A 23,475-nucleotide genomic window follows, 5' to 3' on the forward strand; every position below is an offset into this window, starting at 1 on the left:
ACTGATTCGGCGGCCCCTGTATATCCAAGGACCACCCAGAAAGCACGGCAGTTCACTGATATGCGTAATCTGACCGAAACCGGTACGGCCCGCCGGGCGGTCGGCAGCCGTTTCCCGCCAACGCGGCGCGCCGCCGTGACACCCTCGCGGGGGCGTACGGTTGTTCGCGATCGATCTTCGCAAAGAGACGGAAACAGGGAGACCACGGTATGTCGCAGCAGGTGCAAGGGGTCATCGCACCGGGGAAGAACGAGCCGGTACGGATCGAGACGATCGTGATCCCGGACCCGGGCCCCGGTGAGGCCGTGGTGAAGATCCAGGCGTGCGGCGTCTGCCACACCGACCTCCACTACAAGCAGGGCGGAATCAACGACGACTTCCCCTTCCTGCTCGGCCACGAGGCCTCGGGCGTGGTGGAGTCCGTCGGCGAGGGCGTCACGGACGTCGCCCCCGGCGACTTCGTCATCCTCAACTGGCGTGCCGTGTGCGGCCAGTGCCGCGCCTGTCTGCGCGGCCGCCCCTGGTACTGCTTCGACACCCACAACGCGAAGCAGAAGATGACCCTGCTCGACGGCACGGAGCTGTCGCCGGCCCTCGGCATCGGCGCGTTCGCCGAGAAGACCCTGGTCGCCGCCGGTCAGTGCACCAAGGTCGACCCGGAGGTCTCCCCGGCCGTCGCCGGTCTGCTCGGCTGCGGCGTGATGGCGGGCATCGGCGCCGCCATCAACACCGGACAGGTCGGCCGCGGCGACTCGGTCGCCGTGATCGGCTGCGGCGGTGTCGGTGACGCGGCGATCGCCGGCGCCCGGCTGGCCGGCGCGGCGAAGATCATCGCCGTGGACATCGACGACCGCAAGCTGGAGACGGCGAAGACGATGGGCGCCACGCACACCGTCAACTCCCGCTCCACCGACCCGGTCGAGGCGATCCGCTCCCTGACCGGTGGCAACGGCGCGGACGTCGTCATCGACGCGGTCGGCCGCCCGGAGACGTACAAGCAGGCTTTCTACGCCCGCGACCTCGCCGGCACCGTCGTCCTGGTCGGCGTGCCCACCCCGGACATGCAGCTGGAGCTGCCGCTGATCGACGTCTTCGGGCGCGGCGGCTCGCTCAAGTCCTCCTGGTACGGCGACTGCCTTCCCTCGCGCGACTTCCCGATGCTCATCGACCTGCACCAGCAGGGCCGGATCGACCTCGGCGCGTTCGTCACCGAGACCATCGGACTCGGCGACGTCGAGCAGGCCTTCGCCCGGATGCACGACGGCGACGTGCTGCGCTCGGTGGTGGTCTTCTGATGACCGCCCGCGTCGACCACCTCGTCACCTCCGGCACCTTCGCCCTCGACGGCGGGGAGTGGGACGTCGACAACAACGTCTGGATCGTCGGCGACGACACCGAGGCGATCGTCATCGACGCCGCCCATGACGCCGCCGCCATCGAGGCCGCGCTGAACGGCCGTACGCTGCGCGCCATCGTCTGCACGCACGCGCACAACGACCACATCGACGCCGCCCCGGCCCTCGCCGCGGCGACCGGTGCGCCGGTCCTGCTGCACCCCGACGACCTGCCGCTGTGGAAGCAGACCCACCCGGACCGCCTCCCGGACGGCGAACTGGCCGACGGCCAGGAGCTGGAGATCGCCGGAACGGTCCTCAAGGTCCTGCACACCCCCGGGCACGCCCCGGGCGCCGTCTGCCTCCACGCCCCGGAGCTGGCCACCGTCTTCACCGGGGACACGCTCTTCCAGGGCGGGCCCGGCGCCACCGGACGGTCCTTCTCCCACTTCCCGACGATCGTCGAGTCGATCAGGGACCGGCTGCTCACCCTCCCGCCGGAGACCACCGTCCGTACCGGACACGGCGACTCCACCACCATCGGCGCGGAGGCCCCGCAGTTGGACGAGTGGATCGCCCGCGGTCACTGAGAACCGCGGTCACCGAGAGGCGCGGTCACCGAGAACCGCGCACGCTCACCGGTCCGGCCACGCGGAGAGCCGCAGCCCGCTCTCGAAGCGGCGCGGCTCGCCCGTGACCGGATCGGTGAACTCCAGCACCCGGGCCAGGAGTTGGAGCGGGTGTGCGAAGTCGTCCGGGGCCCCTTCCGCCTCGACCACCGGATAGAGCGGGTCATGGACGATCGGCAGTCCCAGGCCGTTCATGTGGACCCGCAGCTGATGGGTCCGCCCGGTGGCGGGCAGCAGCCGGTAGCGGCCGAGCCCCGCCCGGTGCTCCAGCAGCTCGATCCGGCTCTCGCTGTTCGGCTCGCCCGGCTCCTCGCGGGCGGCGATGACCCCGCGCTCCTTGACGATCCGGCTGCGCACGGTCCTCGGGAAGGCCGACGCCGGATCGTACGGCGCCACCGCCTCGTACTCCTTGCGCACCGCGCGGTCCCGGAACATCGTCTGGTAAGCGCCCCGCTCCCCGGGCCGTACGACGAACAGCACGAGCCCCGCGGTCAGCCGGTCCAGCCGGTGCGCCGGCTGCAGCGAGGGCAGGTCCAGCTCACGGCGCAGCCGGGCCACCGCGGTCTCGGTGATGTGCCGGCCGCGGGGCGTCGTCGCCAGGAAGTGCGGCTTGTCGGCGACGACGAGATGCTCGTCGCGGTGGACGACCCCGACCGGGAACGGCACCGGTTCCTCCGGCGCGAAATCCCGGTGGAACCAGATGTACCGGCCTGTTTCGTACGGCTCGTCGGCGGACACCGGTCCCCGCACCGAGACGAACCGGCCCTCGGCGAACATGGCGTCCACCCGCCGCGTCCCGATGGCGTCCGCGAACCGCGCCAGCAGATGATCACGCATCGTCGGCCACGCCCCGTCCGGATCCTCCGGGAGCCGCAGCCGGACCGGATCGATCCCGTCCCGCTGCGGCAGCGGCGCCGCCGGGGGCTTCGCACGCCCCCTCATCGGGGAACGCCGACCACTACGGCGGTGCTCATGGTGCCGGCTCCTCGCTCCGTCGCCCGGGATGTCCGCACATTATCGCCGGTCACCGGACCGGCCCCCTCACGCGCCCGACCCCCGCCGCTCAGCCCAGCGGCGAGAACACGAAGGCGAACTCCGCGGCCCGCGCGTCGAGCCGGTACTCCGGCAGCACCCCCGGCCCGCACGACCGCGAGCCGATCCCCTGCAGGGCGTGGTCCAGATTGACCCAGACGGTCTCGCCGGCTCGCAACTCCGGTACGTGCCCGGCCGCATCGAGCTGCTCGCTCGTCCATCGCCGCGCGGTGAACCAGAACGGCGCACCGTCCCCCTCGGCCCGGACGCCCGCCCCGCCGCCGTCCGTCAGCTCCGCCCACCGGACGTCGGCCCGCGCCCCGTTCTCCTGGGGCCGCACGTACGGCGTCTGCATCTCGTCCACGGACATCCGCCACCGTCCGAGCACCGAGGCGGCCCGGGTGTCCGGGTACGCCTCACCGGGCCCGCCACCGAACCAGCGCGCCGCGTCGTACGAGGCGGGCAGCCCGAACCGGATGCCCAGGCGGGGCAGCGGCACCCGCCACTCGCCCTCCGGCACCACGGACACCGTCAGCCCCAGCCGCTCCCCGTCGGCCGTCCACCGGTACGCGGCACGCAGCGCCGGCCCGCCCCCGGCAGGCGCCACCCTGGTCCGTACGACCAAGGCGTCCCGGCCGGCCTCGACCGCGTCGACCCGGTGCCGCATCCGGTGCAGCCCCGCCTCCCGCCACCGCGCCCCGTACCGCTCGTCCGGCAGCCACGCCGCGCCGTTGTCGTTGTCGGTGGGCGCCCGCCAGACGTCCAGCCGCAACCCTTCCAGCGGTACGGCACCCAGCCGCACCGGAGCCCCGGTCACCGCGTCGAAGACCCCCGGCCCGAGGGTGATCAGCCCCTCGCCCCGCTGCGGCCGCGCACCCACCGGGGCGGCCGGAACGACGGCCGCGCCCGTCTGCGCCTGCCCCCACGCCACCACGTGCCCGCGTCCGCCCCAGGCGGTGTCCCGGGCCAGCACCGCCCGTACGGTCCACGTTCCGGCACCGTCCATCGGCAGCCGCACCTCGGCCGACGCGCCGGGCGCCAGTTCCGGCACGTCGAGCGTGCCCGCTCCGGCGGGCACCCCGTCCACCTCGTGCGACCACTCGAAGTCCAGGTGGGCCGTCCCCGCGAAGTCGTACCCGTTGGCGATCCGGACCGAGCCCGCACCGGCCAGGGGCTCGATCCGTACCGGCTCGACGACCTTCTTGTACTCGATCAGCCCGGGGGAGGGCGTGCGGTCGGGGAAGAGCAGTCCGTCGCAGACGAAGTTCCCGTCGTGCAGCTCCTCGCCGAAGTCCCCGCCGTAGGCGAACCCGTGCCGGGGGTGGGCGAGGCCGTGGTCGATCCACTCCCAGACGAATCCGCCCTGGCAGCGCTCGTACCGCTCGAACAGCCGCTGGTACTCGGAGAGTCCGCCCGGACCGTTGCCCATCGCGTGCGCGTACTCGCACATCAGGAACGGCATCGCACGCCGCCGCGCGTCCGCCTCCGGGTCGGCCAGCGGTTCCTCCGCCCGGCGGCCGATCAGCTCCACCTCGGCGTGCGTCGGGTACATCCGCGAGTACAGGTCGACGTCCCGGCAGGAGGGATCGCCCTCGTAGTGCACCAGCCGCTCCGGGTCCCGTGCCCGGATCCACCCGGCCATCGCGCCCAGCCCGCGCCCCGTCCCGCACTCGTTGCCGAGCGACCAGATGATCACGGAGGGGTGGTTCTTGTCGCGCTCCACCATCCGCGCGGCCCGGTCGAGCAGCGCCGGGGTCCACCGGTCGTCGTCCACCGGGTTGCCGCGCCACTGGAGGCCAAAGAAGCCGTGCGTCTCCAGATCGCACTCGTCGATCACCCAGAGCCCCAGCTCGTCGCAGAGATCGAGGAAGGCGGGATGCGGCGGATAGTGGCTGGTCCGCACGGCGTTGATGTTGTGCCGCTTCATCAGCACCAGATCGCGCCGCATGGTCGCCGCGTCCACGGCCCGCCCGGTCTCCGGATGGAACTCGTGCCGGTTCACCCCGCGGAAGAGCACCCGCCGCCCGTTGACCCGTACGAGCCCGTCCTCCACCGCGACGCTGCGGAAGCCCACCCGCAGCCCGATCCGTTCGCCGGAGGTCACCAGCTCCCCGTCGTACAGCCGGGGTGTCTCGGCCGTCCACGGCTCGACCGCGACGGTCACCGACTCACCCGTCGCGGCATCGATCCCCAGCTCGGGCACGAGGACCCGCCCCGTCGCCCCCTCGCACTCCACCCGCAGGGTCCCGGACCCGTCGCGGTGGTCGTACCCGGCGTGCACGAAGAAGTCCCGGGGCGCGCCCGACGGCCGCTCCAGCAGCGTCACGTCCCGGAAGATCCCGGGCAGCCACCACTGGTCCTGGTCCTCCAGATAGCTGCCCGACGACCACTGGTGCACCCGCACGGCCAGCACATTGCCCTCGGGCCGCAGCAGCTCGCCGACGGCGAACTCGTGCGGCAGCCGTGACCCCTTGAAGTCGCCCAGCTCCCGGCCGTTGAGCCAGACCCGGGCACAGGACTCCACCCCGTCGAAACGGAGCACCACCTCCCCGTCCCCGGACCACCCGGCCGGCAGATCGAAGCTCCGCAGATGGTCGCCCGTCGGATTCTCGTCCGGCACCCTCGGCGGATCGACCGGGAAGGGGTACACCACGTTCGTGTAGGCCGGAGCCCCGCCGGCCCCCTGGAGCACCCAGTGCCCGGGAACCGTGATGGCCGCCCACCCCGAGGCGTCGAACCCGGGGCGCGCGAACGACTCGTCCAGGCCCGCGGGGCCCGGCGAGAGCCGGAACAGCCACTCCCCGTTCAGCGACATCCGCCCGGCGTCCGACCTCGCGTACCAGGCCCGTGGCGCCGTCCCGCCCGATCCGGGGCCCATGTCCTCGTACCAGGGCAGAGCGGGTGCGTACGTGCGGATCACAGGGGACTCCTCACCGGGGGCGCAACGCGAAAGCGCCGATCAGGATCACTCCTGATCGGCGCTTTGCCTTGTGTCCGAGGGGGGACTTGAACCCCCACGCCCGATAAAGGGCACTAGCACCTCAAGCTAGCGCGTCTGCCATTCCGCCACCCGGACTAGGTGTCTGTCTCGCGGGCTCCGGCCCGTTCCGACGTGGAAAACAATAGCAAACATTCGGGGGTGCTCGATCACGCCCCGGACCGTGCGAAGGGCGCATGACGAGGGGTGGGTGCCCTTGGGCGCGCGGGCCGGGCGCGGGAGGATGAGGGGGAGCACCACAGCGACGGTGGAAGGAAGCAGCGTGAGCGAGACCAGCACGGCTCGGACCGGCTCCGGCGAGGACGAGGTCGTGGACCTCTGTCGTGAGCTGATCCGGATCGACACCAGCAACTACGGGGACCATTCGGGACCGGGGGAGCGGGGCGCGGCCGAGTACGTCGCGGAGAAGCTCGCCGAGGTCGGGCTGGAGCCCCAGATCTTCGAGTCCCACAAGGGCCGCGCCTCGACCGTGGCCCGGATCGAGGGCGAGGACCCGTCCAGGCCCGCGCTGCTCATCCACGGTCACACCGACGTGGTTCCGGCCAATGCCCACGACTGGACCCACCACCCCTTCTCGGGCGAGGTCGCGGACGGCTGCGTGTGGGGCCGGGGCGCGGTCGACATGAAGGACATGGACGCGATGACCCTCGCGGTCGTCCGCGACCGGATGCGCAGCGGCCGCAAGCCCCCGCGCGACATCGTGCTGGCCTTCGTCGCGGACGAGGAGGCGGGCGGCACGTACGGCGCGCGGTACCTCGTGGACAAGCACCCCGGCCTCTTCGAGGGGGTCACCGAGGCGATCGGCGAGGTAGGCGGCTTCTCCTTCACGGTGAACGAGAAGCTGCGGCTCTACCTCGTCGAGACGGCCCAGAAGGGCATGCACTGGATGCGGCTCACCGTGGACGGCACCGCCGGCCACGGCTCGATGACCAACGACGACAACGCGATCACCGAGCTCTGCGAGGCGGTCGGACGGCTCGGGCGGCACAAGTGGCCGGTCCGGGTGACCAAGACCGTGCGGTCCTTCCTGGACGAGCTGTCCGACGCGCTCGGCACCCCGCTCGACCCGGAGGACATGGAGGCCACGCTCGCCAAGCTGGGCGGCATCGCCAAGATGGTCGGCGCCACGCTCCGCAACTCCGCCGCCCCCACCATGCTGGGTGCCGGCTACAAGGTGAACGTCATCCCCGGCCAGGCCATCGCCCATGTCGACGGCCGGTTCCTGCCCGGTTACGAGGAGGAGTTCCTGGCCGATCTGGACCGGATCCTCGGCCCGCGCGTGAAGCGCGAGGACGTGCACGGCGACAAGGCGCTGGAGACCAGCTTCGACGGCTCGCTCGTCGACGCGATGCAGGTCGCCCTGAAGGCGGAGGACCCGATCGCCCGTGCCGTGCCGTACATGCTCTCGGGCGGCACCGACGCCAAGTCCTTCGACGACCTGGGCATCCGCTGCTTCGGATTCGCCCCGCTGAAGCTGCCCCCGGAGCTCGACTTCGCGGGCATGTTCCACGGCGTCGACGAGCGGGTGCCGGTGGACGGTCTGAAGTTCGGCGTGCGGGTGCTCGACCGTTTCATCGACAACTGCTGACGCCGTGCCGGTTTTTCGCCGACTTCCGACACCAACAATCGCCAGCGTGTGCGTATATGACCGGAACGGGTGAAAGGGGGTGCACGCTCGTAGCCCGATTACCTCTTCCTCGTTACAGGTGATGCGGTCCGCGGCTGGGACCGCATTGCCAACTAGGAGGAATAATGATCAAGAAGGTCGTCGCTGCTGCGGCTGTCACTGGTGGTCTGGTGCTCGCTGGTGCGGGCATGGCCGTCGCGGACTCCGGTGCCCAGGGCGCCGCGGTCGGCAGCCCCGGCGTGATCTCGGGCAACAACATCCAGGTGCCCATCCACGTGCCGGTGAACGTGTGCGGAAACACGATCTCCGTGATCGGGCTGCTGAACCCCGCCTTCGGCAACACCTGCGTCAACGCCTGACGTCGTGCGTCAACCCGTAAGGGTTTGAATCCGGTCGGCCCCGGAGTGCACACCATGCACTCCGGGGCTGCTGGGTACTCCGCCCCCGCACGGTCGAGTCCGGGGGTTTTCCGGAAGGCAGAAGGCAGGAAACAACGTATGCGACAGGTCACGCGTAAAGGCCTGATCACCATGGCGGCGGCGGGCGGGGCGCTCGCGCTGAGTGGCGGTTACGCGCACGCGGACGCGGGAGCGTCCGGCGAGGCGACGAATTCCCCGGGGGTGCTGTCCGGGAATTCGGTACAGATCCCGGTCCATGTACCGGTCAACGTGTGCGGCAACTCCGTGGACGTCGTGGCACTGCTCAACCCGGCGTTCGGAAACACCTGCGGAAACGGTTCGCAGGACGACTCCCAGGGCAGGCACGTCTCCGGCAGTCATGTCGCCGGCGACCTCACCCAGGCGAGCCGGCCCGGAACGGGCAAGCACCGGGCCCCGATCGGCGGCGGGTCGACGGCCGGGAGCGGGGCGACGGCCCAGGGCGTCACGACGGGCTCGCCGGGGGTGCTGTCCGGCAACAACATCCAGGTGCCCATCGACATCCCCGTGAACGCCTGCGGGAACAGCATCACCATCGGTGGTCTGCTCAACCCCACCTTCGGCAACGACTGCGAGAACGGCCCGGACGCCGTCACGCCGCCCATCGGTACGCCACCCCCGGTCACCCCGGTCACCGAACCGCCGGCTCCCGGACGGACCGTGCCGAACGCGCCCGAGGTCCGGAACGTCGCAGACGTCGCGGAGCTCGCACACACCGGAGCGGGCGGGCTCGACCTGCTGATCCCGGCGAGCGCGGGCCTGCTGCTGGCAGGCGCGGGCACCGTGCTCTACCGCCGCGCCCGGACGTCCGCGTAACGGACCGGGACGGCACAGCGAGCAGCACGAAGGGAGCGGGCCCCGCGGATGCCGGGCCCGCTCCGGCTCACCAGGTGGCCCGGAGCTGGCGGATGATCCGCCGCCGCAGGCGCACCCTCCGGCTGCCGTCGCGACGCAGCGTCAGCCGGTCCAACTCCCAGTGACCGTACTCGGCATGGTCGGTCAGCAGACGGGCCGTCTCCTTCCGGGAAACCCCGCGCGGCACGTACACATCGACAAATTCGTATTCCGGCATCGCATCTATTGTGCGGGCAGAGCCCGTGTACGGATAGCGTCTGCACTATGTCTGATGCTGCGCAGCCCACCGCTGCCGAGGTACGCGCCGCCGCCGAGGCGGTCAAAGCCGCGCTCGACCACCACCTCGCGGCCGTCGAACGCCGGACCGGGGACGACGACGTGGCCGTCTATGACGCGTTCAACGCACTGGCCGCTGCCGCCGAGTTCTACGACGAACTGCTCTACGACCGGTACGACGAAGTCACTCCTTTCGAGATCCCGGGTGCGGAGGATTCGCTGCCGCCGTACACCGGCCCCGAGGAGCCGAACGCTCTCAGTGTGCTGATCCGGCGCGACTACGCGGTGGTGGAGCCGCCGAGGCTGCTCGCACAGGCCCAGCGGATCGCCGACCTCGACCAGGACGAGCGCAGCGGGAGCGCCGCGGTGGTCGGCTCCAGTGTCCACGCGGCGCTCGGTGTGCTCTTCGGGGAGTACGAACCCGACGAGATCGCTTCCCGGCACACGGAGTTCGGGCTGGAGGAGGGGGACTCCACGCTCTGGGTCACGGCCGCCGAGGAGCTCCCCGAGGCGGGGGAGTGGCTCGGTGCGCCCTTCGACGACGCGGATCCGCAACTGGTGGTCTGCCGCTTCGACGTCAGCGCCGTCTTCGACGAGGACGAAGCGGACGAGGAACCGGCCCGCCTGGACCCCGTCTGACCCCTGCCGTCCGGTGGCGGGGTCGCCGATCCGCGGGGCGGACGGGCTCGGTGCCGAGCCCGTCCGGTCCGGGCGTCCCCGACGGGACCCGGTCAGCGGGCCGGGGTCTCCAGCAGGGTGCGCAGCCGCGTCGTGCGGTCCTGGGCCGGGGGCTGGGCGACCGCGCGCGGCAGCGCCTGATCCACCCCGTGCACCACGGACAGATGGCGCTCGCCGCGGCTGAAGGCGGTGTACACCCATGAGCGGCTCAGTCCCTGCGCCGCGTCGCCCGGCAGCACGACGACCACCGCGGGCCACCGCATCCCGGCTGCCTGGTGGGCGCTGAGGGCCCAGCCGTGGCGCACGGAGGACTCCACCCGCTCCTGGGCCACGACGACCTCCGTGCCCGCGCAGTCCAGATGCAGGCCCTCGGCGTCCGCCGAGACGACCACCGCGGGCTCGGCCCTGCCCGGCGCCGGGACGTGGACGACCCGGTCGCCCGGGTCGAAGCCGCCGAACCGGCCGGGCCCGGGGTTGAGCCGCTGCTTCAGCGCCGCGTTCAGTGCCCGGGTGCCCGCCGAGCCGCCGTGGCCGACGGTGATCACCTGGGTGTCGGACGACGGTACGCCGATGGCGCGCGGCACCGAGTCGGCCACCAGCTGCACGGTGCGGTGCACCGCCTCGCCCGCATCGCGCACGGGGACGATCACCACCTCCTTGCCGGGCGCCTCGACCTGGTTCAGCTCACCGATGCCGATGCCGGAGACCAGCTCGCCGATCGGTCCCGGATCCGGCGTACGGGAGACGATCTGCGGGCACGCGCGGGCCGCCAGCACATCCGCGAACACCCGCCCCGCACCGGCCGATCCCAGCACCCCGGGATCGCCGCTGAGCACCAGCCGGGTGCCGTCGGCCAGCGACTCGACCAGCATCGCGCCGGTCTCCACGTCCAGCTGCGGGGCGTCCAGCACGACGAGCAGGTCGACGGCGACGGCGCCTTCCTCGTCGCGCCCCGGGCCCTGCTCGCCCGAGAGCAGACCGGCGAGGGTGACGGCCGTCTCCGGGGCACCGGTCGCCGCGGCCAGCCGACGCCTGCCGTCGGCGCTGTGCGCGGCGCCCAGGGCGCGCAGCCCGAGAGCGCGGGCCGCGGTGATCAGGGCGGCGGGCTCGGCCCTGGCGGCCTCGCCCCCGGTGTGTGCCACCAGGCCGTGGCCCGCGACCGCGCGGATCAGCTCGGCCGCCGACGGGGAACTCGCGGCCGCGGCCGCCTCCGTCCAGTCGGCGTCCTTCTCGCAGGCGTTGACCAGCCGGGCCAGGCCGTCGGCGAGGCTCTCCTCGGCGAGTGCGTAGCGGTCGAGGCCGAGCAGCACCTGCACCGGCTCCTGCCCGGCGCCCGCGCCGGGTTCCTCGCCGGACTGCGCGGGTGCCCCGGCCGCCTGCCCGTCGTGGTCCTGTCCGTCGTGGTCCTGCCCGTCCTGTTCGTCGTCCTGGAAGACCAGGACGACGCCCTCGGCGACGGCGTGCTGCACGGCCGCGCCGGGATCGGTCACCGCACGCTCGGCGAGCGCGGCCCGTACCTCCGACGCGTCCAGCGCCGTGTGGCCCCGCAGCGCGGCCCGCTCCAGCAGCCAGCCGACCAGGGCGGCGGTCCGCCGCTCGTCGTCCGGGCCGCACCCGGCACCGAGCAGGGCCCGCGCGAACCCGTCCGCCTGCTCGGGCCTGACCCCCGGCACGGCCAGCAGCTGCCACGGGTCCGCGCGCAGGGCGTCGGCCGCCTGCGCCCCGAGGGCTTCGGCCGCCGGTCCCGCCAGCGCCGCCGGAGCCCCGCCCTCGGCCAGCACGGCGGCGGTCGCGGCGACGGCCTCGGGCGAGGCGCTCTGCGGCACCCGCGCCGGTTCGGGGGCGCGGGGGCGGGCCGGGGCGGGCTCGGGTGCCGTCCGGCGGGGGACGGCGGGTGCGGGCGAGTCGAAGAACGTGGTGGCGGACTGCTCGCCGCTCTCCACCGCGCGCACGGCCGCCAGCAGGTCCGCCGCCTTGCCGCTCAGCTTCCCCCCGGCCGCGATGGGGCCCGCCTTCTCGGCCTTGCGCTTCTCGATCCGCTCCCGGAGCTCACGCTGGGCGGCGAGCTCGGCCTCGGCCTCGGAGAGCTGCGCGGGGGCCTCGTCCGCCGCGGTCCCGGTGCTGTCGGCCTCGTCCGCCGCGTCGTCGGTTCCGCCGTCCGTCGCTCCGTCCGCCGCGTCGTCGGCCTCGGCCGCGCCGTCGGTCCCGTCGTCCGCCGCGTCGTCGGTCGCTTCGGCCGGTCCGCCGGTGCCGGGGGCCGGCTCCGGGTCGCCCGCCCCGGTGGGCCCGGGGGCGCCGTCCTCCGTCTCCGTGCCGTCCCCGGCGGACGGGGCGGGCACGTCGGCGGAGGGGGGCGCGACGACGGCGTCGTCGTCGGCGGCCGGGGAGCCGGGGGTTTCCCCCCGGGGCAGCGCAGTCACAGTGTGCTCCAGTCCTGGTCGGGATAGCGGTGCACGGGCGCCGACACGTCGTCGAGCGCCTGGCAGATCTCGTCAGGAAGACTAAGCGCCTCCACTGACAACGCCTCCGCGAGCTGCTGCGCGTTGCGCGCGCCGACGATCGGGGCCACCACGCCGGGCCGGTCCCGCACCCAGGCGAGAGCCACCTGGAGCGGCGTCGTGGCCAGCCCGTCCGCCGCCGTCGCCACCGCGTCCACCACGCGGCTCGCGGCCTCGTCGAGATACGGCTCGACGAACGGGGCCAGCAGTTCCGATGCACCGCGCGAGTCCGCCGGCGTGCCCGACCGGTACTTCCCGGTGAGGACCCCGCGGCCCAGCGGGGACGAGGGCAGCAGCCCGACACCGAGATCGAGGGCGGCGGGCAGCACCTCCCGCTCCACCCCCCGCTGCAACAGCGAGTACTCCATCTGTGTGCTCGCCAGCCGGGTGCGCACCCCGGGCGAGGCGAGCTGCCAGGTCGCCGCCTTGGCCAGCTGCCAGCCGCAGAAGTTCGACACCCCCGCGTACCGGGCACGCCCGCTGGACACCGCCAGATCCACCGCCTGAAGGGTCTCCTCCAGCGGGGTCACCGGGTCGAAGGCGTGGATCTGCCACAGATCCACGTGATCCGTGCCGAGCCGTTCCAGGGAGGCGTCCAGCGCGGCCAGCAGGTGCCCGCGCGATCCGTCGAACCGGTGGTAGGGATCGGCCACGCTGCCGGCCTTCGTCGCGATGACCAGATCGCGCCGTGGCACCAGGCCGCCGACGAGCTGGCCGAGCAGATATTCGGCCTCCCCACCGCCGTAGACGTCGGCCGTGTCGACCAGTGTGCCGCCCGCCTCCCAGAAGGCCTTCAGCTGTTCGGCGGCGTCGTGCTCATCGGTGTCCCGGCCCCAGGTGAGGGTGCCGAGCCCGATCCGGGACACTCGAAGGCCGGTGCGGCCGAGATGCCTCTGCTCCATGGGCGCTGAGATTACTGGCCATGACCCCACCGGGCGGAAGCCTGTGGACAGCGCGGCGTCAAGTCGCCCCTGCCGGATCGCGCCGCCGCGCGCTAGAGTCCGGAGCTCAGGGACGTTACTGATCGGTAAGGGGAGCGGCTATGCGGCTCGGCATCAATCTCGGCTACTGGGGTGCGGGAATGGACGGCGACAATCTCGCCGTCGCCCAGGAGGCCGACCGGCTCGGATACGACGTCTGCTGGGCGGCCGAGGCCTACGGCTCCGACGCGCCGACCGTGCTCTCCTGGGTCGCCGCCCGGACCGAGTCCATCGACGTCGGCTCCGCGATCATGCAGATCCCGGCCCGCCAGCCGGCCATGACGGCGATGACCGCCGCCACCCTCGACTCGCTCTCCGGCGGCCGCTTCCGGCTCGGCCTCGGCGTGTCCGGACCGCAGGTCTCCGAGGGCTGGTACGGCGTCAAGTTCGACAAGCCGCTGGCCCGCACCCGGGAGTACGTCGAGATCGTCCGCAGGGCCATGTCCCGCGAGCGGCTCTCCTACGAGGGACAGCACTGGACGCTGCCGCTGCCGGACGGTCCCGGCAAGCCGCTCAAGCTGACCGTCCACCCGCAGCGCGAGCACATCCCGCTCTACATCGCCGCGATCGGCCCGAAGAACCTGGAACAGACCGGCGAGATCGCCGACGGCTCGCTGCTGATCTTCCCCTCCGCCGAGCACCTGGAGGACACGGCGGTGAAGTACCTGCGGGCGGGCCGGGAGAAGGCCGGTCTGACCATGGAGGGCTTCGACGTCTGCCCGACCCTGCCGCTCGCCGTCGGCGACGACGTCAACGGCCTCGCGGACATGTTCCGTCCGTACACCGCCCTGTACGTGGGCGGCATGGGCAGCCGGAAGCAGAACTTCTACAACCAGCTCGCGCAGCGCATGGGCTACGAGAAGGAAGCCGCCGAGATCCAGGACAAGTACCTGTCCGGCGACAAGAGCGGCGCCGCCGCCGCCGTACCGCACCAGCTGATCGACCAGACCACGCTGCTCGGTCCGGTCGAGCGGATCGCCGAGCGGATGCAGGCCTACGCCGCCGCGGGGGTCACGACACTGACCCTCGCCCCGGCCGGATTCACCCTGGAGGAGCGGCTCACGGCCCTGCGGGCCGGTACGGACGCGCTGGAGCGCTCCGGGCTCGCGTAGCGGCCCGGAAGGCAGCACTACGGCCGTGGTGGGGGCTCGGGGGCTCCCCGCCACGGCCGTCACGCGTATCAACGCGCGCACGGGCGGGGGGTTACGCCGGGTCGCACCCCATCCGGCGTAGCCGGAGCCCGTTCCTGTTGCCCGCGTGGGCGTGCCGCACTTGACTGTCGCTCGGTGGATGCGGCATGGAGGTGGCAGTGATGCTCTCGGCAAGGAACCTGTTCCAGGAGATTCTCGACAACGACGAGTCGTTCCGGCTGTTCTGCTCCATCGCGGCCGGCGGGGAGTCCCAGGGCGGCTGGGAGAACGGCCGTATCGCCGCCCTGGTGCCCGAGAGCCAGCGCGCCCTGGCGCCCAAGATCGCCCGGCACGGTGCCGACGAGGACAAGCACGGCCGGATCTTCAACGCGCTGCTGAGGAAGCGCGGGCTCCAGCCGGCGGAGGTCCCGCACGAGACCGACTACACGATGCTGCTGGAGAAGCACGGCATCGGCCTCGCCCATGAGCAGCTGCGGAGCGAGGAACGGCTCTCCGAGGGCGACATCATCACCTACCTCGCCCACAGCCGGGTCACCGAGCAGCGCGCCTCCGAGCAGATGGCCCTGCTGCGCAAGCACTTCGCCGACCACCCCGACCTCGGCCGCGCCGTGAAGATGATCTCGAACGACGAGGACAACCACCTGGCGTACTGCCACGAGGAACTGCTCCGCCTCGCCCGTGCCGGGCACGGGCGCACCATCCAGCGCACCCTGCGCGAGTGCGCCCTCGCCGAGATCCGGGTCTACCGCGACGTCAGCCTCGCCGTGATGGACCACATGGGCCGCATCCTGGGCTGGCCCCGCCTCAGGTCGGCGGTGCTGGCCGCCGGGATCCATGCCGTCTACGCGTACGAACGGCTCGTCGGGTGGCGGCGCATGGTGAGCCTGGAACAGCCCGAGCGGCGCGACGCGCTGGGCGGGCCCGCCGCGCCGGAGCCCGGGTTCGCCTGAACCGGGCGGGGCGCCCGCCGGTCCGTCAGAGCCAGCCGCGGCGCTTGAACTGCCGGTACAGCCCGAAGACCGCGGCGGCCATCAGCGCGATCACCGCCGGATAGGCCCACACCCAGCGGAGCTCCGGCATGTGCTCGAAGTTCATGCCGTAGATCCCCGCCACCATCGTCGGCACGGCGGCCATCGCCGCCCAGGCCGAGATCTTGCGCATGTCGTCGTTCTGCCGCACGCCCACCTGGGCCAGATGGGCCGAGAGGATGTCGGAGAGCAGCCGGTCCAGCCCCTCCACGTACTCGTTGGCGCGCGTCAGATGGTCGCTGACGTCCCGGAAGAACGGCTGCGAGTGTTCATGGACGAACGGCACGTCCGCGCTCGCCAGCCGGGTCATGGGGGAGCTCAGCGGTCCGGCCGCCCGGCGGAACTCCAGGATCTGCCGCTTGAAGGTGTAGATGCGGGACGCGGTGCTCTTGGTGTCGCCGACGCCGGTCGGCGCGAACACCTCGGTCTCCAGCTCCTCCAGGTCGACCTGGAGCTCGCCCGCGACCACTATGTAGTGGTCGACGACGGCGTCGCTGATCGCGTACAGCACCGCCGTCGGCCCGTGCTTGAGCACCTCCGGCTCGGACTCCAGGCGGCGGCGCACCGCGGCCAGCGGCGCGCCCTCCCCGTGCCGGACCGTCACGACGAACGAGTCGCCGATGAAGGCCATCAGCTCGTCGGTGGTGACGGTGTCGCTGCTCTGCTCGTACACCACCGGCTTGATGACCGCGAAGAGCGAGTCGTCGTACACCTCCAGCTTGGGCCGCTGGTGCGCGCTCAGGGCGTCCTCCACCGCCAGCGGATGCAGGCCGAACTCGCTGCTGACGAGGTCGAACTCCTTCTCCGTCGGCTCGTGCAGCCCGATCCAGAGGAACGCGTCGCCGGTGGCCCGTGCCTCGTCGAGGGCATCGGAGAGGTCGGCGGGGCCGTCGGTGCGGCGCCCGTCGCGGTAGATGGCACAGTCCACGATCACGGCGCGCATTCTTCCCTGCCGCGGTCCCGGGCGCACCTCGTCCGCGTCGGCGACCCGAGGGCCGGCCCGTAGGCTGGCCCGTATGCCCACCCTGATCCTCGTACGCCACGGACGCTCCACCGCCAACACCGCGGGGGTGCTCGCCGGCCGCACCCCCGGGGTCGCGCTCGACGAGCGCGGTGCCGAGCAGGCCGCGGCACTGCCCGGACGGCTCGCCGGGCTGCCCCTGGCCGCCGCCGTCAGCAGCCCGCTCCAGCGCTGCCGGGAGACCCTGCGGCCGCTGCTCGCCGCCCGGCCGGAGCTGGAGCTGCACACCGAGGACCGGATCAGCGAGTGCGACTACGGCGACTGGTCGGGGCGCAAGCTCGCGGAACTCGCCGACGAACCCCTGATGGGCGTCGTGCAGCAGCATCCGTCGGCCGCGGCGTTCCCCGGCGGCGAGTCGATGCGCGGCATGCAGGCGCGCGCGGTCGACGCCGTACGGGACTGGAACGCCCGGATCGAGGCCGGGCACGGCGACGACGCCCTGTACGTGATGTGCTCGCACGGCGACATCATCAAGGCCCTGGTGGCCGACGCGCTCGGCATGCATCTCGACCTGTTCCAGCGGATCCACGCCGACCCCTGCTCGGTCACCGCGATCCGCTACACCAGGCTGCGGCCCTTCCTGCTGAGACTCGGAGACACCGGGGATCTGGCGTCGCTGGCGCCGCGCGAGCACCCGCGCGCGGCGGACTCGGACTCGGACGCGGCGGTCGGGGGCGGCGCTGGGGCACCGTGATCGCTCCGCGCAGTAGGGTGGACGCTCCGTAGGCGCCTTGCCCCGGGGATCGTCCCGGGCCCCGGCCGCCCCTCATCCACCGTCGAGTTCAAGGGAGACAGGACGTGTCCCGTCAGGTGTTCCTCTACGACCCCCCGGACCGCTTCGTGGCCGGTACGGTCGGGTTGCCTGGACGTCGTACGTTCTTCCTGCAGGCATCCTCAGGCGGACGTGTCACCAGCGTGGCCCTGGAGAAGACCCAGGTCGCCGCGCTCGCCGAGCGGATCGACGAACTGCTCGACGAGGTGGTGCGGCGGACCGGCGGGAATTCCCCGGTGCCCGCCGTGGCGCCGATGGACGTCACCGACACCGCGCCCCTGGACGTCCCCGTCGAGGAGGAGTTCCGGGTCGGCACGATGGCGCTCGCCTGGGACGGCGAGGAACAGCGCATGATCGTCGAGGCGCAGGCGCTGGTCGAACTGGACGTGGAGTCCGACGAGGATCTCGCCGAGGCCGAGGAACGGCTGCTCCAGGACGAGGAGAACGGACCGCCGATGCTCCGGGTCCGTCTCAGCGGTGCGCAGGCACGGGCCTTCGCCAAGCGCGCCCTGGACGTCGTGAACGCCGGCCGTCCGCCGTGCCCGCTGTGCAGCCTGCCGCTCGACCCGGAAGGACATGTATGCCCGCGCCAGAACGGATACCGTCGCGGAGCCTGACCGGCACCGAACTGGTCGATCTGCTCACCGAGGGCGAACTCACCGTCCTCGGACAGATCCGCGGCGCGTCCAACGCGGTGCTCTACTGCACGGTCGCGCGCGACGGCGAGGAGGCGGCCTGCGTCTACAAGCCGGTGGCCGGCGAACAGCCCCTGTGGGACTTCCCGGACGGCACGCTCGCCGCGCGCGAGGTGGCCGCGTACGAGATCTCCGAGGCGACCGGCTGGGGCCTGGTGCCGCCCACCGTGCTGCGGGACGGCCCGTACGGCGAGGGCATGTGCCAGCTGTGGATCGACGCGGCACCGCAGCACGACGAGGACGACGGGAACGGCACGGACGGCGGGGACGGCGAGGCGGGCGAGCCGCCGCTGCTCGCGCTCGTCGAGGACGAGGAGCCGGGGGAGGGCTGGAAGGCCGTTGCCCAGGCCGAGGTCGGCGAGGGCCGGACGGCCCTGCTGGTCCACGCGGACGACGCCCGGCTGCGACGGCTGTCCGTCCTGGACGCGGTGATCAACAACGGTGACCGCAAGGGCGGCCATCTGCTGCCCGCGCCCGGCGGCCGGCTCTACGGCATCGACCACGGTGTGACATTCAACGCCGACGACAAGCTGCGCACGCTGCTCTGGGGCTGGGCGGGAGAGCCGTTGACGGCCGAGGCCGTCGAGGTCGTCGAACGGCTGGGCACGGAACTCGCGCCGGGAACCCCGCTCGTCACCCGGCTGGCCGAGCTGATCACCGAGGCCGAGATCGAGGCGTTGCGGGGCCGTGTGGCGGGGCTCAGGGCGACCGGCAGGCACCCGGAGCCGAGCGGGCAATGGCCGTCGATCCCCTGGCCCCCGGTCTGAGCGGAGCAGCGGAAACGGGGCGGCGGGGGCGCGGACCGGGGTGACCGGGCCGCGCCCCGAAGCAGATGGAGCCGCCCGGCGCAAGAGTGCCTCTTCGGTCAAGATCCGGCATCCGGTTCGTATCCGGAACATGCATCCGGTTACGCTCGTGACATGCATGCCTGGCCCGCTTCTGAGGTCCCCGCCCTGCCTGGCAAGGGCCGCGACCTTCGGATCCACGACACCGCGACCGGCGGACGGATCACCCTTGACCCCGGTCCCGTCGCCCGCATCTACGTCTGCGGCATCACGCCGTACGACGCGACCCACATGGGTCACGCGGCGACCTACAACGCGTTCGACCTCGTTCAGCGCGTGTGGCTCGACACCAAGCGGCAGGTTCACTATGTCCAGAACGTGACCGATGTGGACGACCCGCTCCTGGAGCGGGCCGTGCGCGACGGCCAGGACTGGACCGAGCTCGCCGAGCGCGAGACGGCCCTGTTCCGCGAGGACATGACTGCCCTGCGCATGCTTCCGCCGAAGCACTACATCGGTGCCGTGGAGGCGATACCCGGCATCGTCCCGCTGGTGGAACGGCTCCGTGACGCCGGTGCCGCCTACGAGCTCGACGGCGACGTGTACTTCTCCGTCGAGACCGACCCGCACTTCGGCGAGGTCTCCAACCTCGACGCCGAGGCGATGCGGCTGCTCTCCGCCGAGCGCGGCGGCGACCCGGAGCGCCCCGGCAAGAAGAACCCGCTCGACCCGATGCTCTGGATGGCCGCCCGCGAGGGCGAGCCGAGCTGGGACGGCGGCTCGCTCGGCCCCGGCCGGCCCGGCTGGCACATCGAGTGCGTCGCCATCGCCCTGGACCACCTCGGCATGGGCTTCGACGTCCAGGGCGGCGGGTCCGACCTCGCCTTCCCGCACCACGAGATGGGCGCCTCGCACGCCCAGGTGCTGACCGGTGAGCACCCCTTCGCCCAGGCCTATGTGCACGCCGGAATGGTCGGCCTGGACGGCGAGAAGATGTCCAAGTCCAGGGGCAACCTGGTCTTCGTCTCGCAGCTGCGCCGCGACGGCGTGGACCCGGCGGCGATCCGGCTGGCGCTGCTGTCGCACCACTACCGGTCCGACTGGGAGTGGACGGACCAGGTGCTCGCCGACGCGGTGGAGCGGCTGGCCCGGTGGCGGGCCGCCGTCTCCCGCCCCGACGGACTGCCCGCCGACGCCCTGGTCGAGGAGGTCCGCGAGGCCCTCGCCGACGACCTGGACGCGCCGGCCGCGCTGGCCGCCGTGGACCGCTGGGCCGAGCGGCAGAACGCCGAGGGCGGCACGGACGAGGGCGCGCCCGGCCTCGTCTCGCGCACCGTCGACGCACTGCTGGGCGTCGCCCTGTAGCGCCGCGCAGGATGGCAACTCGCTGATATCCACCGGACGTTCCGGACGAACCGGCCTTGGACTTCTCGACGAAGTTCAGGGCCGGTTCCGTTTTGTCCATGGTCAAGTGCTCGATGCTGCGCTAAAAGCGCTCTATGCAATCATCAACGCGCATCAGAACGGCGGCAGTTGCAGCCTTGCTGGGGTTGCTCGCCGTCCTCTCGGGACCAGGCGCGGCCCAGGCCGGTGCCGCCGAGCCGGACACCACGGTCGGTGACCTCACCGGGTTCTCCGCCGACGGATCCGTCTACCACCTGAAGGCCGGAGCCGCCGAGGCCCGGGTCAGCTTCGTCTCCGACGAGACCTTCCGTATCGAACTCGCCCCGGACGGCACGTTCTCGGACCCGACGGGCGACGACATCGTCCTGCCGCAGGGCACCCCGCCGCACACCCGGTGGAAGGAGCGGAGCGACCGCTACGAGCTCTCCACCTCCGACGTCACCCTGCGGGCCTACAAGTCTCCCCTGCGCTTCGCCCTGTACCGGGCGGACGGCAGCCGGATCTGGTCCGAGGCCAAGGGGCTGAGCTGGAACGGCGCTAAGACCACCCAGACGCTGGCCCGCGGCGCGGACGAGCAGTTCTACGGCGCCGGCATGCAGAACGGCCGGGGCAACACCTCGCACCGCGACAAGACCGTCGAGGTCGGCGTCGACTACAACTGGAACGACGGCGGCCACCCCAACTCGGTGCCGTTCTACCTCTCCTCGGCCGGCTACGGCGTCTTCCGCAACACCTACGCGCCGAACACCTACGCCTTCAACGACCCGGTGACCACCAGCGCGAAGGAGCAGCGCTTCGACGCGTACTACTTCGCGGGCGACAGCGCCAAGGACGTCATCGGGCAGTACACGAAGCTCACCGGCAAGCCCTTCCTGCCGCCGGTGTACGGGATGGAGATCGGCGACGCCGACTGCTACCTCCACAACGCCAACCGCGGTGAGCGCCACACCCTGGACGCCCTGAAGGTCGCCGACGGCTACGTCGAGAACGACATGCCGAACGGCTGGATGCTCGTCAACGACGGCTACGGCTGCGGCCACGAGGACCTCGCCGAGACGGCCAAGGGCCTCCAGGACCGCGGCATGCAGCTCGGCCTGTGGACCGAGGACGGCATCGACAAGATCGCCGACCAGGTGAAGGCCGGTCAGCGGGTCGCCAAGCTGGACGTCGCCTGGGTCGGCGCCGGCTACAAGTTCGCCCTGGACGGCTGCAAGGACGCCTACAAGGGCATCGAGGACAACAGCGACGCCCGCGGCTTCACCTACGCCCCCGAGAGCTGGGCGGGCGCCCAGCGCTGCGGCGTGCAGTGGTCCGGCGACCAGTACGGCACCTGGGACTACATCCGCTGGCAGATCCCGACCTACGCGGGCGCCACGATGTCCGGCCTCGCCTACACCACCGGCGACGTCGACGGCATCTTCGGCGGCAGCGCCAAGACGTACACCCGTGACCTCCAGTGGAAGATGTTCCTGGGGACCACGATGACGATGGACGGCTGGGCGGCCAGCGACAAGCAGCCCTTCCGGTACGGGGAGCCGTACACCACCATCAACCGCGACTACCTCAAGCTCAAGGAGTCGCTGCTGCCCTACCAGTACTCCTACGCGCACGAGGCGACGAAGACCGGCGTCGGCATGGTCCGCCCGCTCGTCCTCGAATACCCGGACGACCCGAAGGCGGCGACGGACGCGGCGAAGTACGAGTTCATGTCCGGCGAGGACTTCCTCGTCGCCCCGGTCCACCAGGACAGCACCGAACGCGACGGCATCTACCTGCCGAAGGGCACCTGGACCGACTTCTGGAGCGGGCGGACCTACGAGGGGCCGGTCACCCTCGACGACTACAGCGCCCCGCTCGACACCCTTCCGCTGTTCGTCAAGGGCGGTGCCAGTGTGCCGATGTGGCCCGGCATCCGCTCGTACAAGGACCGCACCGCCGGCTCCCCGCTCGCCTGGGACGTCTACCCGCAGGGCAAGTCGTCCTTCACGCTGTACGAGGACGACGGCGTCACCCGGCAGCACCGCGACGGCAAGTACGCCACCCAGCGGGCCGACGTGGACGCACCGGTCCGGGGCGCGGGCGACGTGACCGTGCGGATCGGCGCGAGCAAGGGGGAGTTCACCGGCAAGCAGGGCAGGCGCCCGTACGAGTTCAGCGTGCACACCGGTTCCGCCCCGAGCGCGGTCGAGCTCGACGACAGGCTGCCCCGGCTGGACTCCGCCGCCGCGTACAAGGCCGCGAAGCAGGGCTGGTGGTACGACCGGGACGACCGCGGCGGCGTCGTGAAGATCAAGACCGCGCCGCTCTCCACCGCCGAGGCGTTCTCCGTGAAGCTGAAGAACACCAGCGCGGTCGGCGGGCGCGACGCCGCGGCGAACGCCGTGGTCTCCGCACCGTCCGGACAGGAGGTCGGCGCCGGGGCCGAGGCCACCGTCACCGTCGACGTCACCGCGGGCCGGGCCGATGTCACGGACGCAGAGATCGGCCTGGACGTCCCCGCGGGCTGGCAGGTCGCGGCCCCCGCGAAGGTGGACCGGATCCCGGCGGGCACCACCCGGCGGGTCGAGGTCTCCGTCACCCCCGCGAAGGACGCCACGGCGGGCGAGGCACGGATCACCGCCCTCGTCCGCTACCGCGCGGCCGGCGAATCCCGCACCGCCACCCAGCGGTTCGCCGCCGGAGTGATGCCACCGCCGCCCACCGGTGAGGCCTGGGCGAGCGACCTGGTGTGGCTGAAGTCCACCAACGGCTACGGACCGGCCGAACGCGACCGCAGCAACGGCGAGTCGGGCGCCACCGACGGGCACCCGCTGACCCTGGCCGGGAAGACGTACGAGAAGGGGATCGGCACCCACGCCGACTCCGACATCGAGGTCTATCTCGGTGGGCGCTGCACCGCGTTCACCGCGGACGCGGGGATCGACGACGAGATCAACGGCTACGGCGAAGTGGCCTTCTCCGTCGAGGCGGACGGCAAGGTGCTGTGGACCTCCCCGAAGGTGACCGGGGCCTCGGCGACCGTGCCGGTCGACGTGAAGCTCGACGGCGCACGCCATGTGCACCTGAAGGTCACGGACACCAACGGCTCCAAGACCGGTGACCACGGGGACTGGGCCGGGGCCCGGTTCGCCTGTTCCTGAATGTCCCGGACAGCACGGAAGCGGGGGGGGGGGGGGCGGCCCCCCCCCCCCCCCCCCCCCCGCCCCCCCCCCCCCCGGGCCCCCCCCCCCCCCCCACCGCACACACCGGGCCCCCGCGCCCCACCCCCAGCCACC

General features: G+C 72.3%; 19 protein-coding genes and 1 tRNA gene. 13 read left to right on the forward strand and 7 right to left on the reverse strand.

Annotated elements, in window-relative coordinates; all coding sequences use genetic code 11:
- The first annotated feature begins 209 nt into the window (after positions 1 to 209).
- On the forward strand, positions 210 to 1,295 hold the full coding sequence (locus ACFYY1_RS21170) for an S-(hydroxymethyl)mycothiol dehydrogenase (RefSeq protein WP_388587658.1): 1,086 nt from the start codon (positions 210 to 212) through the stop codon (positions 1,293 to 1,295).
- A complete protein-coding gene (locus tag ACFYY1_RS21175; protein WP_388587660.1) occupies positions 1,295 to 1,924 on the forward strand; it encodes an MBL fold metallo-hydrolase in 630 nt (209 codons plus the stop codon). The genes ACFYY1_RS21170 and ACFYY1_RS21175 overlap by 1 nt, the downstream gene beginning before the upstream one ends.
- A 45-nt stretch (positions 1,925 to 1,969) precedes the next feature.
- On the opposite strand, the gene ACFYY1_RS21180 is transcribed toward ACFYY1_RS21175, so the two are convergent.
- The 3 genes from ACFYY1_RS21180 to ACFYY1_RS21190 all read right to left on the reverse strand — a co-directional run bounded on the left by ACFYY1_RS21180 (position 1,970) and on the right by ACFYY1_RS21190 (position 6,071).
- The gene (locus tag ACFYY1_RS21180) at positions 1,970 to 2,905 is read right to left on the reverse strand and encodes an RluA family pseudouridine synthase (protein ID WP_388587662.1); all 936 of its coding nucleotides are present in this window, start codon (positions 2,903 to 2,905) and stop codon (positions 1,970 to 1,972) included.
- Between the two features lie 121 nt (positions 2,906 to 3,026).
- Entirely contained in the window at positions 3,027 to 5,873 is a 2,847-nt protein-coding gene (locus ACFYY1_RS21185) for a glycoside hydrolase family 2 TIM barrel-domain containing protein (protein WP_388588099.1), read from the reverse strand.
- Between the two features lie 113 nt (positions 5,874 to 5,986).
- Positions 5,987 to 6,071, reverse strand: a tRNA-Leu gene (locus ACFYY1_RS21190).
- Positions 6,072 to 6,255: 184 nt separating this feature from the next.
- Here ACFYY1_RS21190 and ACFYY1_RS21195 point away from each other — a divergent pair.
- From ACFYY1_RS21195 to ACFYY1_RS21205, 3 genes are all read left to right on the forward strand, one after another.
- Positions 6,256 to 7,581 carry a M20/M25/M40 family metallo-hydrolase gene (locus tag ACFYY1_RS21195; protein ID WP_383709296.1) on the forward strand — a complete coding sequence of 442 codons (1,326 nt, stop codon included), beginning with the start codon at positions 6,256 to 6,258 and terminating at the stop codon, positions 7,579 to 7,581.
- A gap of 164 nt (positions 7,582 to 7,745) precedes the next feature.
- Complete coding sequence (chpH, locus tag ACFYY1_RS21200) at positions 7,746 to 7,979, forward strand: chaplin ChpH (RefSeq protein ID WP_342280777.1); 234 nt, start codon at positions 7,746 to 7,748, stop codon at positions 7,977 to 7,979.
- Between the two features lie 138 nt (positions 7,980 to 8,117).
- On the forward strand, positions 8,118 to 8,873 hold the full coding sequence (locus ACFYY1_RS21205; protein WP_388587666.1) for a chaplin: 756 nt from the start codon (positions 8,118 to 8,120) through the stop codon (positions 8,871 to 8,873).
- Positions 8,874 to 8,940: 67 nt separating this feature from the next.
- Here the strand turns inward: ACFYY1_RS21205 and ACFYY1_RS21210 are convergent, their stop codons facing one another.
- Positions 8,941 to 9,129, reverse strand: coding sequence for a DUF5703 family protein (locus tag ACFYY1_RS21210; RefSeq protein ID WP_030918345.1), 189 nt, complete (start codon positions 9,127 to 9,129; stop codon positions 8,941 to 8,943).
- 47 nt (positions 9,130 to 9,176) lie between these two features.
- Between ACFYY1_RS21210 and ACFYY1_RS21215 the strand changes: the two genes are divergently transcribed.
- Entirely contained in the window at positions 9,177 to 9,827 is a 651-nt protein-coding gene (locus ACFYY1_RS21215) for a hypothetical protein (protein ID WP_388587668.1), read from the forward strand.
- 92 nt (positions 9,828 to 9,919) lie between these two features.
- Here ACFYY1_RS21215 and ACFYY1_RS21220 read toward each other — a convergent pair whose 3' ends face one another.
- Together ACFYY1_RS21220 and ACFYY1_RS21225 are read right to left on the reverse strand one after the other, a co-directional pair.
- Positions 9,920 to 12,286, reverse strand: coding sequence for a helix-hairpin-helix domain-containing protein (locus ACFYY1_RS21220; RefSeq protein ID WP_388587670.1), 2,367 nt, complete (start codon positions 12,284 to 12,286; stop codon positions 9,920 to 9,922).
- A complete protein-coding gene (locus tag ACFYY1_RS21225; protein WP_388587673.1) occupies positions 12,283 to 13,266 on the reverse strand; it encodes an aldo/keto reductase in 984 nt (327 codons plus the stop codon). Before ACFYY1_RS21225 ends, ACFYY1_RS21220 begins: the two co-directional genes overlap by 4 nt.
- Positions 13,267 to 13,406: 140 nt before the next feature.
- Here ACFYY1_RS21225 and ACFYY1_RS21230 point away from each other — a divergent pair, with 140 nt between their 5' ends.
- Positions 13,407 to 14,456, forward strand: coding sequence for an LLM class F420-dependent oxidoreductase (locus ACFYY1_RS21230; RefSeq protein ID WP_388587676.1), 1,050 nt, complete (start codon positions 13,407 to 13,409; stop codon positions 14,454 to 14,456).
- Positions 14,457 to 14,656: 200 nt separating this feature from the next.
- On the forward strand, positions 14,657 to 15,445 hold the full coding sequence (locus ACFYY1_RS21235) for a ferritin-like domain-containing protein (protein ID WP_388588101.1): 789 nt from the start codon (positions 14,657 to 14,659) through the stop codon (positions 15,443 to 15,445).
- Positions 15,446 to 15,470: 25 nt separating this feature from the next.
- Here the strand turns inward: ACFYY1_RS21235 and corA are convergent, their stop codons facing one another.
- On the reverse strand, positions 15,471 to 16,466 hold the full coding sequence (gene corA / locus ACFYY1_RS21240) for a magnesium/cobalt transporter CorA (RefSeq protein WP_388587679.1): 996 nt from the start codon (positions 16,464 to 16,466) through the stop codon (positions 15,471 to 15,473).
- A gap of 73 nt (positions 16,467 to 16,539) precedes the next feature.
- Between corA and ACFYY1_RS21245 the strand changes: the two genes are divergently transcribed.
- The 5 genes from ACFYY1_RS21245 to ACFYY1_RS21265 all read left to right on the forward strand — a co-directional run bounded on the left by ACFYY1_RS21245 (position 16,540) and on the right by ACFYY1_RS21265 (position 23,340).
- Positions 16,540 to 17,238 carry a histidine phosphatase family protein gene (locus tag ACFYY1_RS21245; protein WP_388587682.1) on the forward strand — a complete coding sequence of 233 codons (699 nt, stop codon included), beginning with the start codon at positions 16,540 to 16,542 and terminating at the stop codon, positions 17,236 to 17,238.
- Between the two features lie 104 nt (positions 17,239 to 17,342).
- Positions 17,343 to 17,933 carry a DUF3090 domain-containing protein gene (locus ACFYY1_RS21250; RefSeq protein ID WP_124718684.1) on the forward strand — a complete coding sequence of 197 codons (591 nt, stop codon included), beginning with the start codon at positions 17,343 to 17,345 and terminating at the stop codon, positions 17,931 to 17,933.
- Complete coding sequence (locus tag ACFYY1_RS21255; protein WP_388587685.1) at positions 17,897 to 18,778, forward strand: SCO1664 family protein; 882 nt, start codon at positions 17,897 to 17,899, stop codon at positions 18,776 to 18,778. The genes ACFYY1_RS21250 and ACFYY1_RS21255 overlap by 37 nt, the downstream gene beginning before the upstream one ends.
- A 153-nt stretch (positions 18,779 to 18,931) precedes the next feature.
- Positions 18,932 to 20,161: a cysteine--1-D-myo-inosityl 2-amino-2-deoxy-alpha-D-glucopyranoside ligase gene (gene mshC, locus ACFYY1_RS21260; RefSeq protein WP_388587688.1), complete on the forward strand. Its 1,230-nt coding sequence runs from the start codon at positions 18,932 to 18,934 to the stop codon at positions 20,159 to 20,161.
- Between the two features lie 134 nt (positions 20,162 to 20,295).
- On the forward strand, positions 20,296 to 23,340 hold the full coding sequence (locus ACFYY1_RS21265) for an NPCBM/NEW2 domain-containing protein (protein WP_388587690.1): 3,045 nt from the start codon (positions 20,296 to 20,298) through the stop codon (positions 23,338 to 23,340).
- Positions 23,341 to 23,475: the final 135 nt, after the last annotated feature.

The sequence above is a fragment of the Streptomyces sp. NPDC001890 genome, assembly GCF_042891445.1.
GTDB lineage: Bacteria > Actinomycetota > Actinomycetes > Streptomycetales > Streptomycetaceae > Streptomyces.

What these genes read in the sequence shown, in the direction of transcription:
- ACFYY1_RS21170 (WP_388587658.1), top strand. Translation starts at nt 210, where the DNA reads ATGTCGCAGCAGGTGCAAGGGGTCATCGCACCGGGGAAGAACGAGCCG.
- ACFYY1_RS21175 (WP_388587660.1), top strand. Translation starts at nt 1,295, where the DNA reads ATGACCGCCCGCGTCGACCACCTCGTCACCTCCGGCACCTTCGCCCTC.
- ACFYY1_RS21180 (WP_388587662.1), bottom strand. Translation starts at nt 2,905, where the DNA reads ATGAGGGGGCGTGCGAAGCCCCCGGCGGCGCCGCTGCCGCAGCGGGAC.
- ACFYY1_RS21185 (WP_388588099.1), bottom strand. Translation starts at nt 5,873, where the DNA reads ATGGGCCCCGGATCGGGCGGGACGGCGCCACGGGCCTGGTACGCGAGG.
- chpH (WP_342280777.1), top strand. Translation starts at nt 7,746, where the DNA reads ATGATCAAGAAGGTCGTCGCTGCTGCGGCTGTCACTGGTGGTCTGGTG.
- ACFYY1_RS21205 (WP_388587666.1), top strand. Translation starts at nt 8,118, where the DNA reads ATGCGACAGGTCACGCGTAAAGGCCTGATCACCATGGCGGCGGCGGGC.
- ACFYY1_RS21210 (WP_030918345.1), bottom strand. Translation starts at nt 9,129, where the DNA reads ATGCCGGAATACGAATTTGTCGATGTGTACGTGCCGCGCGGGGTTTCC.
- ACFYY1_RS21215 (WP_388587668.1), top strand. Translation starts at nt 9,177, where the DNA reads ATGTCTGATGCTGCGCAGCCCACCGCTGCCGAGGTACGCGCCGCCGCC.
- ACFYY1_RS21225 (WP_388587673.1), bottom strand. Translation starts at nt 13,266, where the DNA reads ATGGAGCAGAGGCATCTCGGCCGCACCGGCCTTCGAGTGTCCCGGATC.
- ACFYY1_RS21230 (WP_388587676.1), top strand. Translation starts at nt 13,407, where the DNA reads ATGCGGCTCGGCATCAATCTCGGCTACTGGGGTGCGGGAATGGACGGC.
- ACFYY1_RS21235 (WP_388588101.1), top strand. Translation starts at nt 14,657, where the DNA reads ATGCTCTCGGCAAGGAACCTGTTCCAGGAGATTCTCGACAACGACGAG.
- corA (WP_388587679.1), bottom strand. Translation starts at nt 16,466, where the DNA reads ATGCGCGCCGTGATCGTGGACTGTGCCATCTACCGCGACGGGCGCCGC.
- ACFYY1_RS21245 (WP_388587682.1), top strand. Translation starts at nt 16,540, where the DNA reads ATGCCCACCCTGATCCTCGTACGCCACGGACGCTCCACCGCCAACACC.
- ACFYY1_RS21255 (WP_388587685.1), top strand. Translation starts at nt 17,897, where the DNA reads ATGCCCGCGCCAGAACGGATACCGTCGCGGAGCCTGACCGGCACCGAA.
- mshC (WP_388587688.1), top strand. Translation starts at nt 18,932, where the DNA reads ATGCATGCCTGGCCCGCTTCTGAGGTCCCCGCCCTGCCTGGCAAGGGC.
- ACFYY1_RS21265 (WP_388587690.1), top strand. Translation starts at nt 20,296, where the DNA reads ATGCAATCATCAACGCGCATCAGAACGGCGGCAGTTGCAGCCTTGCTG.